We start from the raw sequence: 12,348 nt of genomic DNA, 5'->3' as shown, positions 1-12,348 counted from the left end.
GCGGGATCGGTCCTGCGCACCGGGCGATGTTCCCGGTTACAGAACCTTGTCGAAGACGGGCCGCAGGCGGTCAAGCGTGCCGTCCACGTCCTTCAGCTTGTCCAACCCGAAGAGCCCGATGCGGAAGGTCGAGAAACCGTCCCCTTCCTCGATGGCCAAGGGCACGCCGGCGGCGATCTGGGTACCCTGGGCGGCGAAGGCCTTGCCCGACTTGACCTGCGGATCGTCGGTATAGCTGACGACGACGCCCGGTGCCTGAAAGCCCTGCGCCGCCACCGATGCGATGCCGCGTTCGGCCAGTTCGGCACGGACGGCACGGCCAAGCGCCCATTGCGCGTCTCGGGCGGTTTCCAGCCCGAAATCCATGGTCTCCTGCATCGCATCGCGCAGGCCCAGCAGGGCGTCGGTGGGCATGGTGGCGTGATAGGCGTGGCCGCCATCCTCATAGGCCTTCATCATCGCGCGCCATTTCTTCAGGTCCAGCGCGAAGCTGTCGCTGGTGGTGGTGGCCAGCCGTTCCGCGGCGCGTTCCGACATCATCACCAGCCCCGCCGCAGGGGATGCCGACCACCCCTTTTGCGGGGCCGAGATCAGCACGTCGACGTTGGTGGCCTTCATGTCCACCCAGATGGCGCCCGAGGCGATGCAATCCAGCACCATCAGCGCGCCGACCTGATGGGCGGCATCGGCCATCGCGGTGATGTAATCGTCGGGCAGGATCAGCCCGGCGGATGTTTCCACATGGGGCGCAAAGACCGCGTCGGGCCGCGTTTCCAGGATGCGGGCCACGACCTGATCGATGGGGGGCGGGGCATAGGTGGGATGGGGTGCGTTGCCGGTGGGGCGGGCCATGACGACGGTCGTGTCGCGGGCAAAGCCGCCCGCTTCGAAGATCTGGCTCCAGCGATAGCTGAACCAGCCGTTCCGGACGATCAGCGCATGGGCATCGCGGCCGAACTGGCGGGCGACCGATTCCATTGCATAGGTGCCGCCACCCGGCACGATGGCGATTTCAGCGGCGCCATAGACCTGGCCCAGCATGCCGGACAGATCGCGCATCACCTGCTGAAAGCGTTGGGACATGTGGTTCAGGGACCGGTCGGTGAACACGACCGAGAATTCGTCCAGACCCTGCGGGTCGATTTCGGGGCGCTGATGGGGCATGGGGCGTCCTTTCGTGGCTTTGCGCGAACCCTAGCGCGCCCGTTCCTTCCCCGCCAGAGCGCCAAAGGGCGCAGTGCCTCTTGCGCCCGCGCCATGCCCGCGACTAGGTTCAGGCTGTCAGCAACATCAAGGTTTTCCATGCGTATCGGCATACTTCAATGCGGCCAGTCGCCTGCGCAGTTGAAGGACAGCTTGGGCGATTACCCCGACATGTTCGTTCGCCTGCTGGGCGGACGGGGCTTCGACTTCGACATCTGGCACGTCGAGGAGATGCAGTTCCCCGACGACCCCCATGCCGCCGACGGATGGCTGCTGACCGGATCGCGCCACGGCGCCTATGAGGACCACGCCTTCATCCCGCCATTGGAGGATTTCATCCGGCGGACCTATGCCGATGGAGTGCCGATGGTGGGGATCTGCTTTGGCCACCAGATCATCGCGCAGGCGCTTGGCGGCACGGTGATCAAGCATCCCGGCGGTTGGGCCGTGGGCACGCAGGACTACGATTTCGGCGGCCAGCCCGTGACGCTGAACGCCTGGCACCAGGATCAGGTCGTGACGCTGCCCGAAGGGGCCCAGGTCGCGGGACGCAACGCTTTTTGCGAAAACGCCGCGCTGATCTATGGCGACCGCGCCTATACCGTCCAGGCGCATCCCGAATTCAAGGATGAATTCGTGCAGGGCCTGATGGACACCCGCGCCAAGGGCGTCGTGCCGCCCGAATTGCTGGCAGAGGCCAGCGCCCGAATGGGTCAGGCCGACGGCTCGGACCTGCTGGCCGATCAGATCGAGGCCTTCTTCAAGCAACCGCGCGCCCTGACGCGCCCCGATACGCAAGGTGCCGCATGACCGATTGGACCGACAAGTTTCCCAAGGCGGCCCGCGATTTCGTCGCCGGTCGCCGCCTGGACGAGGTCGAGTGCATCGTGGCCGACATCGCGGGCGTCGCGCGCGGCAAGGCGATGCCCGCCTCGAAATTCGCGCGCCAGGAACAGTTCTATCTGCCGAACTCGATCTTTCTGCAGACGATCACGGGGGAATGGGCCGACAACCCTTCGGGGGCCTTCACCGAACCCGACATGGTGATGAAGCCCGATTATTCCACCGCCACGGCGGCGCCCTGGACGGCCGACTGGACCATCCAGGTCATCCATGACGCGCTGGACCAGCAAGGCAACCCCGTGCCCATCGCGCCCCGCAACGTGCTGAAGCGCGTCGTCCAGCTGTACAAGGACAAGGGCTGGAAACCCGTCGTCGCCCCGGAAATGGAGTTCTTCCTGGTCGCCCGCAACATCGACCCGAACCAGCCGATCATTCCGCCGATGGGGCGCACGGGGCGCAGGGCAGCGGCCAAGCAGGCCTATTCCATGTCAGCGGTCGACGAATACGGCAAGGTCATCGACGACATCTATGATTTTGCCGAGGCGCAGGGATTTGAAATCGACGGCATCCTGCAGGAGGGCGGCGCGGGCCAGGTCGAGATCAACCTGAACCACGGCGACCCCGTGGCCTTGGCCGACGAGATCTTCTTCTTCAAGCGCCTGATCCGCGAGGCCGCCCTACGCCACGACTGTTTCGCCACCTTCATGGCCAAACCCATCGAGGGCGAGCCGGGAAGCGCGATGCATATCCACCATTCCATCACCGATCTGGAAACCGGGCGGAACATCTTTTCCAATGAAAAGGGCGGTGAAACCGATGCCTTCATGCATTTCATCGCCGGAATGCAGCGCCACCTGCCCGCGGCCATCGCGCTGCTGGCCCCATATGTGAACAGCTATCGCCGCTATGTCCCCGACTTCGCGGCGCCGATCAACCTGGAATGGGGCCGCGACAACCGGACCACCGGCCTGCGCATTCCCATTTCGGACCCCGAGGCACGGCGCGTGGAAAACCGTCTGGCGGGCATGGATTGCAACCCCTATCTGGGGATCGCGGCCAGCCTTGCCTGCGGCTATCTGGGTCTTCTGGAACAAGAAGGCCCGCGCGCGGAATGCCTGGGCGATGCCTATATCTCGCAGGACGACCAGCTGCCCTATAACCTGGGCGATGCACTGGACCTGATGTCGGAAAGCACCGCCATGCGCGGCGTCTTGGGCGAGGAGTTCGCCGATGTCTACGAGGCCGTCAAGCGAAACGAATACAAGGAGTTCCTGCAGGTCATCAGCCCGTGGGAACGCGAACACCTGCTGTTGAACGTATGAACCTGCTGCATCTGAACGACCGGCCGGGGGAATATCCGCCCAGCCTCTATGCCGGGGATGCCGACAGCGGGCGCCTGGACCCGCTGCGGGGGGATCAACGCGCCGATGTGGTGGTCGTGGGGGCGGGCTATACCGGCCTGTCGGCGGCGCTGCACCTGGCGCGGCGCGGCATGTCGGTCACGGTGCTCGAGGCACAGCGGGTGGGTTTCGGCGCATCGGGGCGCAATGGCGGGCAGATCGGCTCGGGCCAGCGCCAAGAGGTCGACTGGCTCGAGGCGCGCATGGGCCGCGACACCGCCCGCCGCCTGTGGGACCTGGCCGAGGAAGCCAAGGCCTTGGTGCGCGACCTGGCACAGGCGGGCGGCGTCCCGGTCCGCGACGGCATCGCCCATGCCTGCCGCACCACCCCCGAGATCGATCATGCCCGCCACATGGCCGACCATCTGGCGCGCCATTACGATTACGACCGCGTGCAGCCGCTGGATTGTGACGGCATGGCGCGGGCCTTGGGCAGTACGGCCTATGTCGGGGGCGATCTGGACCGGGGCGCGGGTCACGTCGATCCACTGGCGCTGGTCCGCGCCATGGCGGCGCAGGCGCAGGCCGCTGGTGCCACCATCCACGAGGGCAGCGAGGTCACGCGGATCGACCACGCCACCCATGCCAGCGGCCATTCGCGCGTGGAAACCGCGCAGGGCCGCGTCAGCGCCGATCATGTCGTTCTGGCCTGCAACGGCTATCTGGGGGATCTGGACCGCCATGTCGCCGCGCGGGTCATGCCGATCAACAACTATATCGTCGCAACCGAACCCTTGGGCGACAGCCACCCCGAGATTTTGCCCGACCGCATCGGCGTGGCCGACACGAAATTCGTGGTGAATTACTGGCGCATGGATGACCGCCGACGGCTGGTCTTTGGCGGGGGTGAAACCGTCACCTATCGGTTTCCACGCGACATCATGGGGGTGGTGCGCCCACATCTGCTGTCGGTCTATCCGCAGCTGCGCGACGTGGCGCTGACCCATGCCTGGGGCGGGACGCTGGCCATTACCATGAACCGGATGCCCTGCTTTGCCCGTCCGGCGCCGAACTGCCTGTCGGCCAGCGGCTTTTCCGGCCACGGCGTCGCCATGGCCACCCTTGCGGGTCGCCTGATGGCCGAGGCGGTGGCGGGGCAGGCCGAACGGTTCGATGTCATGGCATCCGTGCTGACGCGGCCCTTCCCCGGCGGGGCGATGCTGCGCGGTCCGCTGCTGGTGGCGGGCATGGCCTGGTTCGGGCTGCGCGACCGGCTGGGGTTCTGAACGGGCGGCCTGATCAGCCGCGCGGCAGGCCCATGCGCTCCAGCACCTGCTGGCGGATCTGCGCCGATTGCTGGTCGGGCACGCCCAGCAGGCCCGCCACCAGCCGGATCAGGCTTTCCTCGTCCGCGGCGCGGGTTTCGTCGGCATAGGCGACCTCCCACAATGCGGCCAGGACGCCGGCGCGGTCCTCCAGCGCGATGCGGTCCTTGATCTGGCGGGTAAAGCGCACCGTGTCGCTGGCCTGCGCCTCCAGCGCCTCGGCTTGGGCGCGGCGGTCGGCGGCCTCTTCGGGGGTCAGGCCGTGGCGTCGGGCCAGCACACGGTCGATGCGCATGCGTTCGGCATCGTCATAGCTGTCATCCGACCGCGCCACCCGCACAAGCAGCGCCGCGATGGCCAGTTCGGCCTCCTGGCTGCCCATGGGTTCGGGATGGATCGCGTCGCCCATCAGCAGCGCCAGAATATCCTTGAACATGATACGTCCTTTCCGGGGGCTTCAGCCCGCCCAGCCCTCGACGATGATGACATCGGCCTGCGACACGGGATCGCGCAGCGCCTTGGCCGCCTGATACCCGGCGCTATGATAGCAATCCTGCGCCGCCTGCAGCGAGGGAAACTCGATCACGACGCTACGGGGGCGCGCCTGTCCCTCGACGACCTCCTGCGGGCCGCCACGCACCAGAAAGCGCGCGCCATATTCCGCGAAGGGCGCGGCATTCGCACGGCGATAGGCCTCATAGGCGTCGAGGTCGTCGATCGTCACATGGGCGATCCAATAGGCCTTGGTCATTCCGCCTCCGGGATGGTGATGCGTCCTTCGGCCACGCGCACGGCGCGGCCTGACACATAGACAGCCGTCAGTCTGCCCTCGCTGACGGTCACGCGCAACCCGATGCGCGAGGGGCGTCCCATCTCGACCCCCTGGCGCAGTTCCAGCCGCGTTTCGCCCTCGGGCAGGACACCTGCCGCCAACAACGGCGCCGCCAGCGTGGCCGAGGCCGATCCGGTGGCCGGATCTTCGGGAATGCCATTGGCCGGGGCAAACATGCGGGCGCGGAAGCCCTGATCTTCGGGGGTATAGGCATAGACCTTGGGGATATCGAGGGTCAGCGCCTCGAAGGCCACCCCCGCGGGGCGCGCCTGTGCCAAGGCCGCCAGATCGCGTAGCGGGGCAAAGATGAAGCCTGGCCCCGCCTGTGCCATGAACGGACGATGCGTGCCGAAACCCACTTGGTCCGGCGCCAGCCCCAGCCCCGCGGCCACGGCGGCTGGATCGACCGGCGCGCCCAGTTCCGGCAGCACCGGCGCCCGGAATTCGGCCAGCCCCTCCGCGATGGTGACGGGCACCAGCCCGGCCTCCTCCTCCAGCACCAAGTGGCCGTCCTGCCCGTCCGACAGGTGCAGGGCGCAGCCGACCGTGGGATGACCCGCAAAGGGGATCTCGGCCAGGGGCAGAAAGATCCGCACCCGCGCCCTGTTCACAGGGTCCGCCGCGCGCATCACGAAAATCGTCTCGGACAGGTTGAACTGGCGCGCGATGGTCTGCATCTGCGCCCCGCTCAGATCATCGGCCCCCATGACAATGGCCAAGGGGTTGCCGCTGAAGGCGCAGTCCGTGAAAACGTCATAGACGAAGAAATCCAGCATCCGCCCCCCTGTCCGTGCAGGAATCATCCGCGGGGGTCGCCCCGCTCAGTACTTCTGCGGCACATAGAGGTCCCGGGGCAAGATCTCGCGTTCGTAATCGGGGTTGAAGACGCGGTCGGGCAGGCGGACCTCATCATGGGGGACATCGCCGTAAGGGATCATCCCCAGCAGATGGTCGATGCAGTTCAAACGCGCGCGCTTCTTGTCGTTGCCGGGAACGATATACCAAGGCGCCTCGGGAATGTTGGTGCGTTCGAACATCTCCTCCTTGGCCTTGGTATAGGCCTCCCACCGGACGCGCGACTGCAGGTCCATCGGCGACAGCTTCCACTGTTTCAGCGGGTCATGGACGCGCATCTGGAAGCGCATCTGCTGTTCCTCGTCGGTAATGGAAAACCAGTATTTCACCAGCCGGATGCCCGAGCGGACCAGCATGCGTTCGAATTCCGGCACGTCCTGAAAGAACTGCTCGACCTGATCCTCGGAGGCGAAGCCCATGACGCGTTCGACGCCCGCGCGGTTGTACCAGCTGCGGTCGAACAGCACGATTTCCCCGCCCGCGGGCAGATGGGGGACATAGCGCTGGAAATACCATTGCGTCTTTTCGCGGTCCGATGGCGCGGGCAGGGCCGCCACCCGTACGATGCGCGGGTTCAGGCGTTGGGTGATGCGCTTGATGGCGCCGCCCTTGCCGGCGCTGTCGCGACCCTCGAAGACGACGACGACCTTTTCCTTGTGATGGCTGACCCAATCCTGCAGCCGGATCAGTTCGGATTGCAGGCGCAGCAATTCGCGGAAGTAGGTCTTGCGCTCCATCCGGTCCGGGTGGTGGGCGCGATAGATGCGGCGGATCTCGGCCGACAGCATCGCATCCTCCAGCTCCAGCTCGATATCCTCGTCCAGCGTCTCCTGCAGTTCGGCTTCCAGCCAATCCTTGTAGTCGTCGTTCATCGCGGTCTCCGGGGGGCTTTGCTGCGCGGTCTATGCGGGAAATGTAACGGGCTTGCGTCAGCGGCCGAACTGTCTGACACATTCCGGCGTCACGGCCAGCACGAAGCTGCCGTCGCGCAACCCGTCGACGGTGCCGCACCACGCGCCTTGCGTGGTGAACAGGCTTTGCGTGCCGCGTGCGGGGCGATAGGCGACGCGCCGCCCGTTGATGTCGAACAGGTTCAGCACGCCGCCGGCGTTGCGGGCGTAATACCCCAGCACGTCACCTTGTGCGGTGAAGATCAGCCGCTTTTCATTGGCCGGGTTGGTGGGCCGGTTTTCCCAGGCCGCCGATGAATTGGCGGTGTTTCCGGCGGAATTCCACGCCGAATGCGGCGCGTTGCCCGGCCGCGACGGGCTGTTGGCGGGGTTGCCCGGCCCCACGTCGAAGGGCAGCTGCGTGCGGTCCAGGACGATCAGCGGGGCATCCGCCAGCGCGGGGGCAGCAAAGCAGGACAGGATCGAGATCAGGCGGAACATGGGATGCCCTTGGGTCGGTTCGTGACCCGCCCATCATGCCCTGAACCGCCGCCCGATGACAGGGTTGCCGAAGGGTTGTTGCGCCGGTCGCGATGCGGGCCTAAGCCCGTGGAGCAGGGCGCCGCATCGGCATGATGCCATGGGCGTTTTCCTGACGAAAAAGGGGCTGACCATGGCCGATGACGACTATGTCTATGACGATGTGACGGGCGAATGGCGCCCCGCCGCCGATATCGCCGCCGAGGCCGATGCCGCGCAGGTGGTGCGTGACAGCGCGGGTACCGTTCTGGCCGATGGCGACCAGGTGGTGCTGATCAAGGATCTGAAGGTCAAGGGCACCAGCACGGTCCTGAAACAGGGCACCGTCATCCGCTCGATCCGCCTGACCGCCGACCCCGCCGAGGTCGATTGCCGCCACGACACGGTCAAGGGCCTGGTGTTGCGGACCGAGTTCCTGCGCAAGCGCTAGCTCTTCAGGGCTTCGGTGATGCGGTCCCATTCCGCGCGGTTGCCCGGCACGCCAAGGCGCAGCCACCGCGCGGAATAGGGAAAGCGCCGTGACCAGATCTGCGCGCGCGCCAGCCTGTCCTGCGCCGCCGCCGCATCGGGCGTGTCGTAAAGACGGAACAGATGCGTGCCCCCCGCCTGTTTCCAGCCCGCGCCGAGCGCCAGCCGGTCCAGCCGCAATGATGCCTCAGCATGATAGCCAATGGCATCGTCGGCCCAGGCCAGATCCCCCATTGCCGCCGTCGCGATCTGCAGCGCGGGGCCGTTAACCGACCACGGTCCCGCCGCCTGCGCCATCCGGGCCAGCAGGTCGGGCGCGCCGATGACAAAGCCAAGCCGGATGCCCGCCAGTCCCCAGAATTTGCCAAAACTGCGCAGCAGGGTGCAGTTTTCAGGCGGATTGCCCGCCAGCGACAGGTCCGGGCGGGGATCGGCAAAGCTTTCGTCCACGACCAGATGCCCGACCGTTGCCGCCAGATCGCGCAGCTGCTGGGGCGGCCATTCGCGCCCGTCGGGATTGTTGGGGTTCACCACCACCGCCAGATCCGCGCCCTTCACATCCGCCAGCGCGGGGCAGGGGGTGACCTGCCAGCCTGCCGCCGTCAGGCTGGCCGCATGTTCGTTATAGGTGGGCTGCAGCACCGCCGCGCGCCCGATGGGCAGCACGCGCGGCAGCAGCTGGATCGCGGCCGAGGCCCCCGCCACCGCCAGCAGCCGGTCGGGCGCGCAGCCATACCAGGACGCCGCTACCCGGATCAGGCGCGATTCGGCCTGACGGGTCGGCAGATTGCGCCATGCGTCGTCGGATATGGCGGGGACAGGCCAGGGACGGCGGTTGATTCCTGTGGACAAGTCGATCCAAACCCCGGGACCGAAGCGCATTTGCGCCTCGTCCAGATTGCCTCCGTGATCACGCTGCATCTTGGATTCCCGCCTTAATTCCCACCCCGACAGCTAGGGCAGAACTTATCCCCATGCAATCCATCCCCAGAAACCGACTTTACAGGAATGCCCCCTGCAGCCACGATATATGGTAAGAAGAAGGCGGTCAGACGCCTGGTGTTGTGTTTTTACCAAGTGGCCGGCCCCATCGGGGCGCGGTCGTCCAGAAGGCAGACGATGTCCCTTACCCGCGCCTATATCGCCAGCGACGAGATCCACCCCATCGATATCGTCGAGGCGGTGGCCAATCACCACGATTGGGAATTCGACCGCTTGGCCGATGACGAGATCACGATGGTCGTCGAAGGTCAGTGGCGCAACTATGTGCTGACGCTGGCCTGGGTCGCCAGGGACGAGGTGCTGCGCCTTGTCTGCGCCTTCGACCACGATCCCCCCGAAGGCCGCTTGCCGCTGATCTATGAAACGATCAATCTGGCCAATGACCAGGTCTGGGATGGCGGCTTCACCTATTGGGACGGCGAAAGGCAGATGGTCTGGCGCTATGGGCTGGTTCTGGCGGGCGACATCATCGCCTCGACCCGGCAGGTGGACCAGATGATCGCCAGCGCGCTTGCGGCATGCGAACGCTTCTATCCCGCCTTCCAGCTGGTCGCATGGGGGCAGACGGCGCCGCGCCCGGCGCTGGACATTGCCTTTGGGGAAACCTACGGCAGGGCATGACGGCGGGAACGCCCGCCTGCCACATATTTGGGGAAGCGGATGAGCGATTTCGACGATATCAATGCACGCGGGCTGGTGCTGGTCGGTTGCGGCAAGATGGGCGGGGCCATGTTGAAGGGCTGGCTGGCGCGCGGGCTGGACCCGGCTTCCGTGACCGTCATCGACCCCAAGCTGGCGCCCGAATGGCAGGACAAGGGCCTGAACGTGAACGGCGATCTGCCGCTTGATCCGGCGGTGGTGGTGCTGGCCGTCAAGCCGCAGATGATGGGCGACGCCTTGGGCCGGATGCCCGATTTGTCGGGGGCGCTGGTGATTTCGGTCGCGGCGGGCACGATGATCGCCACCTTTGAAAAGGCCTTTCCCGGTGCGCCCATCGTGCGCGTGATGCCCAATACCCCTGCCGCCATCGGCAAGGGCATTTCCGCCATGATCGGCAATGCCGCCGCCACCCCCGCCCTGCTGGATTTGGCCGAGACGCTGATGCGCGCCGTGGGCCGTGTCGTGCGGCTGGAGGGCGAAGACCAGATGGATGCCGTCACCGGCCTGTCGGGCAGCGGCCCCGCCTATGTCTTTCACATGATCGAGGCGATGGCCAAGGCTGGCGAGGCGCAGGGCCTGTCGCCCGAATTGTCGCTGGAACTGGCGCGCATGACGGTCGCGGGCGCAGGCGCGCTGGCCATCGATGCCGACGAAGACCCGGGCGTCTTGCGCCAGAACGTCACCTCGCCCAATGGCACGACGGCTGCGGGGCTGGAGGTTCTGATGCAGGATCTGCCCGACCTGATGACCCGCACGGTCGCCGCCGCCGCCGATCGCGGGCGTGCCCTGGGACGGGGCGAGGCATGACGATCAGCTTCGACGATTTCGCCAAGGTCGACATCCGTGTGGCCACCATCACCCGCGCCGAGCCCTTCCCCGAGGCCCGCAAGCCCGCTATCAAGCTGTGGCTGGACTTGGGCGACTTGGGCGAGCGCAAATCCTCGGCCCAGATCACCCGGCATTACGATCCCGCAATGCTGGTCGGCAGACAGGTGCTGTGCGTGGTGAATTTCCCGCCCCGCCAGATCGGCCCCTTCATGTCCGAGGTGCTGGTGCTGGGCGTGCCCGACCCCGATAATGATGTGGTGCTGATCGGTCCCGATCAGACTGTCCCCAACGGAGGAAAGCTGTTTTGAAACTGCTGGTCACGCGTCCCATGACGACCCGTGCACGCGCCGCGATCGAGGCGGAATGCGATGCGACATTCCTGGAAAACACCAAGCTGGACGCCACCGAGGCCGCCCGTGCGATGCAGGAATACGACGCGATCATCCCCACCATCGGTGACGCCTTCACGGCGCAGGCGTTCGAGGGCGCGCCGCGCTGCAAGCTGCTTGCGAATTTCGGCGCGGGCTTCAACCATATCGACATCGACGCCGCAAGACAGGCGGGCATCACCGTCACCAACACCCCCGAGGTCGTGACCGACGCCACCGCCGACATCGCCATCACGCTGATGCTGATGACGCTGCGCCGCGCCTCCGAAGGGGAACGCCTGCTGCGGGCGGGCGAATGGGTGGGCTGGAACCCGACGCAGATGCTGGGCCGTCACATGTCGGGCGCCACGGTCGGCATCGTCGGCATGGGCCGCATCGGCAAGGCCATCGCGCGGCGCTGCCATTTCGGCTTCGGAATGCAGGTGGTGTTCTTCAACCGTTCGACCGTGACGGATCTGGACCACCCGGCGCGTCAGGTGCCAGATCTGCTGGACATGCTGCGCGAATGCGACGTGGCCGTCATCGCCGTGCCGGGCGGCAACAAGACGCGGGGCATGATAGGCCAGGATCAGTTGGCGGCCTTGGGTGCCGACAGCTTCCTGATCAACATCGCCCGCGGCGACGTGGTGGACGAAGACGCGCTGATCGCGGCGCTTTACGCGGGCACGATCGCGGGGGCGGGGCTGGACGTCTATGCCAAGGAACCGCATGTGCCGCAGGATCTGATCGACGCGCCCAACACCTCGCTGTTGCCGCATCTGGGAACGGCCACCGATGACACGCGCACCCAGATGGGTCTGCGCGCCCTGCGCAACGTGACGGCCTTTGCCGCAGGTCAGGAACCCCCCGACACGGTCGCTTGATCGGATTCGGCCGCGGGAACCGACGGCGCCCTGTTCGTGTTGTCATTTCATACGCAAGCAAGTTGCAAGGAGTGCATCATGAACTGGGATATCATTCAGGGTAAGTGGAAGCAGCTCAAAGGTCAGACCCAGGAAAAATGGGGCGAACTGACCAATGATGATCTGGACCGGATCGACGGCAACAAGGATCAGCTGGCCGGCAAGCTGCAGGAAAAATACGGCTGGACCAAGGAAGAAGCCGACAAGGAAATCAACGATTACTACGCTGACAAGTAAGTCGGGTTGACTTGACCGCTTGATTTGAAAGGGT

General features: G+C 66.0%; 16 protein-coding genes. 9 read left to right on the top strand and 7 right to left on the bottom strand.

Features of this window, described 5'->3' with window-relative positions:
* Window positions 1–36 precede the first annotated feature (36 nt).
* On the bottom strand, window positions 37–1,164 hold the full coding sequence (locus DKT70_RS02535; RefSeq protein WP_111557650.1) for an aminotransferase class V-fold PLP-dependent enzyme: 1,128 nt from the start codon (window positions 1,162–1,164) through the stop codon (window positions 37–39).
* Window positions 1,165–1,302: 138 nt separating this feature from the next.
* On the opposite strand from DKT70_RS02535, the gene DKT70_RS02530 reads away from it, so the two are divergent.
* Genes DKT70_RS02530 through DKT70_RS02520 form a run of 3 tightly spaced genes read left to right on the top strand, consistent with a single transcriptional unit; the run spans window position 1,303 to window position 4,672 of the window.
* A complete protein-coding gene (locus tag DKT70_RS02530) occupies window positions 1,303–2,013 on the top strand; it encodes a type 1 glutamine amidotransferase (protein WP_111557649.1) in 711 nt (236 codons plus the stop codon).
* Window positions 2,010–3,368, top strand: coding sequence for a glutamine synthetase family protein (locus DKT70_RS02525; RefSeq protein WP_111557648.1), 1,359 nt, complete (start codon window positions 2,010–2,012; stop codon window positions 3,366–3,368). The genes DKT70_RS02530 and DKT70_RS02525 overlap by 4 nt, the downstream gene beginning before the upstream one ends.
* A complete protein-coding gene (locus tag DKT70_RS02520) occupies window positions 3,365–4,672 on the top strand; it encodes an NAD(P)/FAD-dependent oxidoreductase (protein ID WP_111557647.1) in 1,308 nt (435 codons plus the stop codon). Before DKT70_RS02525 ends, DKT70_RS02520 begins: the two co-directional genes overlap by 4 nt.
* 13 nt (window positions 4,673–4,685) lie before the next feature.
* Here the strand turns inward: DKT70_RS02520 and DKT70_RS02515 are convergent, their stop codons facing one another.
* Genes DKT70_RS02515 through DKT70_RS02495 form a run of 5 tightly spaced genes read right to left on the bottom strand, consistent with a single transcriptional unit; the run spans window position 4,686 to window position 7,789 of the window.
* On the bottom strand, window positions 4,686–5,147 hold the full coding sequence (locus tag DKT70_RS02515) for a tellurite resistance TerB family protein (RefSeq protein WP_111557646.1): 462 nt from the start codon (window positions 5,145–5,147) through the stop codon (window positions 4,686–4,688).
* Between the two features lie 21 nt (window positions 5,148–5,168).
* The gene (locus DKT70_RS02510) at window positions 5,169–5,462 is read right to left on the bottom strand and encodes a DUF1330 domain-containing protein (RefSeq protein WP_111557645.1); all 294 of its coding nucleotides are present in this window, start codon (window positions 5,460–5,462) and stop codon (window positions 5,169–5,171) included.
* The gene (locus DKT70_RS02505; RefSeq protein ID WP_111557644.1) at window positions 5,459–6,319 is read right to left on the bottom strand and encodes a PhzF family phenazine biosynthesis protein; all 861 of its coding nucleotides are present in this window, start codon (window positions 6,317–6,319) and stop codon (window positions 5,459–5,461) included. Before DKT70_RS02505 ends, DKT70_RS02510 begins: the two co-directional genes overlap by 4 nt.
* Window positions 6,320–6,364: 45 nt before the next feature.
* Window positions 6,365–7,270 carry a polyphosphate kinase 2 gene (ppk2, locus tag DKT70_RS02500; protein WP_111557643.1) on the bottom strand — a complete coding sequence of 302 codons (906 nt, stop codon included), beginning with the start codon at window positions 7,268–7,270 and terminating at the stop codon, window positions 6,365–6,367.
* A gap of 57 nt (window positions 7,271–7,327) precedes the next feature.
* Window positions 7,328–7,789 carry a hypothetical protein gene (locus DKT70_RS02495; protein ID WP_199559511.1) on the bottom strand — a complete coding sequence of 154 codons (462 nt, stop codon included), beginning with the start codon at window positions 7,787–7,789 and terminating at the stop codon, window positions 7,328–7,330.
* A 172-nt stretch (window positions 7,790–7,961) separates the two neighbouring features.
* Here DKT70_RS02495 and DKT70_RS02490 point away from each other — a divergent pair, with 172 nt between their 5' ends.
* Window positions 7,962–8,258, top strand: a complete 297-nt coding sequence (locus DKT70_RS02490) for an alkylphosphonate utilization protein (protein ID WP_111557901.1) — start codon at window positions 7,962–7,964, stop codon at window positions 8,256–8,258.
* On the opposite strand, the gene cobD is transcribed toward DKT70_RS02490, so the two are convergent.
* A complete protein-coding gene (cobD, locus tag DKT70_RS02485) occupies window positions 8,255–9,217 on the bottom strand; it encodes a threonine-phosphate decarboxylase CobD (RefSeq protein ID WP_111557642.1) in 963 nt (320 codons plus the stop codon). The two genes, DKT70_RS02490 and cobD, sit on opposite strands and share 4 nt — an antisense overlap.
* Window positions 9,218–9,415: 198 nt before the next feature.
* Between cobD and DKT70_RS02480 the strand changes: the two genes are divergently transcribed.
* The 5 genes from DKT70_RS02480 to DKT70_RS02460 all read left to right on the top strand — a co-directional run bounded on the left by DKT70_RS02480 (window position 9,416) and on the right by DKT70_RS02460 (window position 12,314).
* Window positions 9,416–9,919, top strand: coding sequence for a type III secretion system chaperone family protein (locus DKT70_RS02480; RefSeq protein ID WP_111557641.1), 504 nt, complete (start codon window positions 9,416–9,418; stop codon window positions 9,917–9,919).
* A 39-nt stretch (window positions 9,920–9,958) separates the two neighbouring features.
* Complete coding sequence (gene proC, locus DKT70_RS02475) at window positions 9,959–10,765, top strand: pyrroline-5-carboxylate reductase (RefSeq protein WP_111557640.1); 807 nt, start codon at window positions 9,959–9,961, stop codon at window positions 10,763–10,765.
* Window positions 10,762–11,094, top strand: coding sequence for a tRNA-binding protein (locus tag DKT70_RS02470; protein ID WP_111557639.1), 333 nt, complete (start codon window positions 10,762–10,764; stop codon window positions 11,092–11,094). The genes proC and DKT70_RS02470 overlap by 4 nt, the downstream gene beginning before the upstream one ends.
* The gene (locus DKT70_RS02465) at window positions 11,091–12,038 is read left to right on the top strand and encodes a 2-hydroxyacid dehydrogenase (RefSeq protein WP_233490389.1); all 948 of its coding nucleotides are present in this window, start codon (window positions 11,091–11,093) and stop codon (window positions 12,036–12,038) included. Before DKT70_RS02470 ends, DKT70_RS02465 begins: the two co-directional genes overlap by 4 nt.
* Before the next feature lie 78 nt (window positions 12,039–12,116).
* A complete protein-coding gene (locus DKT70_RS02460) occupies window positions 12,117–12,314 on the top strand; it encodes a CsbD family protein (protein ID WP_072295301.1) in 198 nt (65 codons plus the stop codon).
* The last annotated feature ends 34 nt before the right edge of the window (window positions 12,315–12,348 follow it).

The sequence above is a fragment of the Paracoccus sediminilitoris genome, from assembly GCF_003259195.1.
In the GTDB taxonomy this organism is placed as follows: Bacteria; Pseudomonadota; Alphaproteobacteria; order Rhodobacterales; family Rhodobacteraceae; genus Paracoccus; species Paracoccus sediminilitoris.
Note: the sequence above shows the minus strand (reverse complement) of the source record. Positions and strands in the feature narration are given on the sequence as shown.

Coding starts and splice junctions, on each gene's coding strand:
- DKT70_RS02535 (WP_111557650.1), bottom strand. CDS start 1,164: ATGCCCCATCAGCGCCCCGAAATCGACCCGCAGGGTCTGGACGAATTC.
- DKT70_RS02530 (WP_111557649.1), top strand. CDS start 1,303: ATGCGTATCGGCATACTTCAATGCGGCCAGTCGCCTGCGCAGTTGAAG.
- DKT70_RS02525 (WP_111557648.1), top strand. CDS start 2,010: ATGACCGATTGGACCGACAAGTTTCCCAAGGCGGCCCGCGATTTCGTC.
- DKT70_RS02520 (WP_111557647.1), top strand. CDS start 3,365: ATGAACCTGCTGCATCTGAACGACCGGCCGGGGGAATATCCGCCCAGC.
- DKT70_RS02515 (WP_111557646.1), bottom strand. CDS start 5,147: ATGTTCAAGGATATTCTGGCGCTGCTGATGGGCGACGCGATCCATCCC.
- DKT70_RS02510 (WP_111557645.1), bottom strand. CDS start 5,462: ATGACCAAGGCCTATTGGATCGCCCATGTGACGATCGACGACCTCGAC.
- DKT70_RS02505 (WP_111557644.1), bottom strand. CDS start 6,319: ATGCTGGATTTCTTCGTCTATGACGTTTTCACGGACTGCGCCTTCAGC.
- ppk2 (WP_111557643.1), bottom strand. CDS start 7,270: ATGAACGACGACTACAAGGATTGGCTGGAAGCCGAACTGCAGGAGACG.
- DKT70_RS02495 (WP_199559511.1), bottom strand. CDS start 7,789: ATGTTCCGCCTGATCTCGATCCTGTCCTGCTTTGCTGCCCCCGCGCTG.
- DKT70_RS02490 (WP_111557901.1), top strand. CDS start 7,962: ATGGCCGATGACGACTATGTCTATGACGATGTGACGGGCGAATGGCGC.
- cobD (WP_111557642.1), bottom strand. CDS start 9,217: ATGCAGCGTGATCACGGAGGCAATCTGGACGAGGCGCAAATGCGCTTC.
- DKT70_RS02480 (WP_111557641.1), top strand. CDS start 9,416: ATGTCCCTTACCCGCGCCTATATCGCCAGCGACGAGATCCACCCCATC.
- proC (WP_111557640.1), top strand. CDS start 9,959: ATGAGCGATTTCGACGATATCAATGCACGCGGGCTGGTGCTGGTCGGT.
- DKT70_RS02470 (WP_111557639.1), top strand. CDS start 10,762: ATGACGATCAGCTTCGACGATTTCGCCAAGGTCGACATCCGTGTGGCC.
- DKT70_RS02460 (WP_072295301.1), top strand. CDS start 12,117: ATGAACTGGGATATCATTCAGGGTAAGTGGAAGCAGCTCAAAGGTCAG.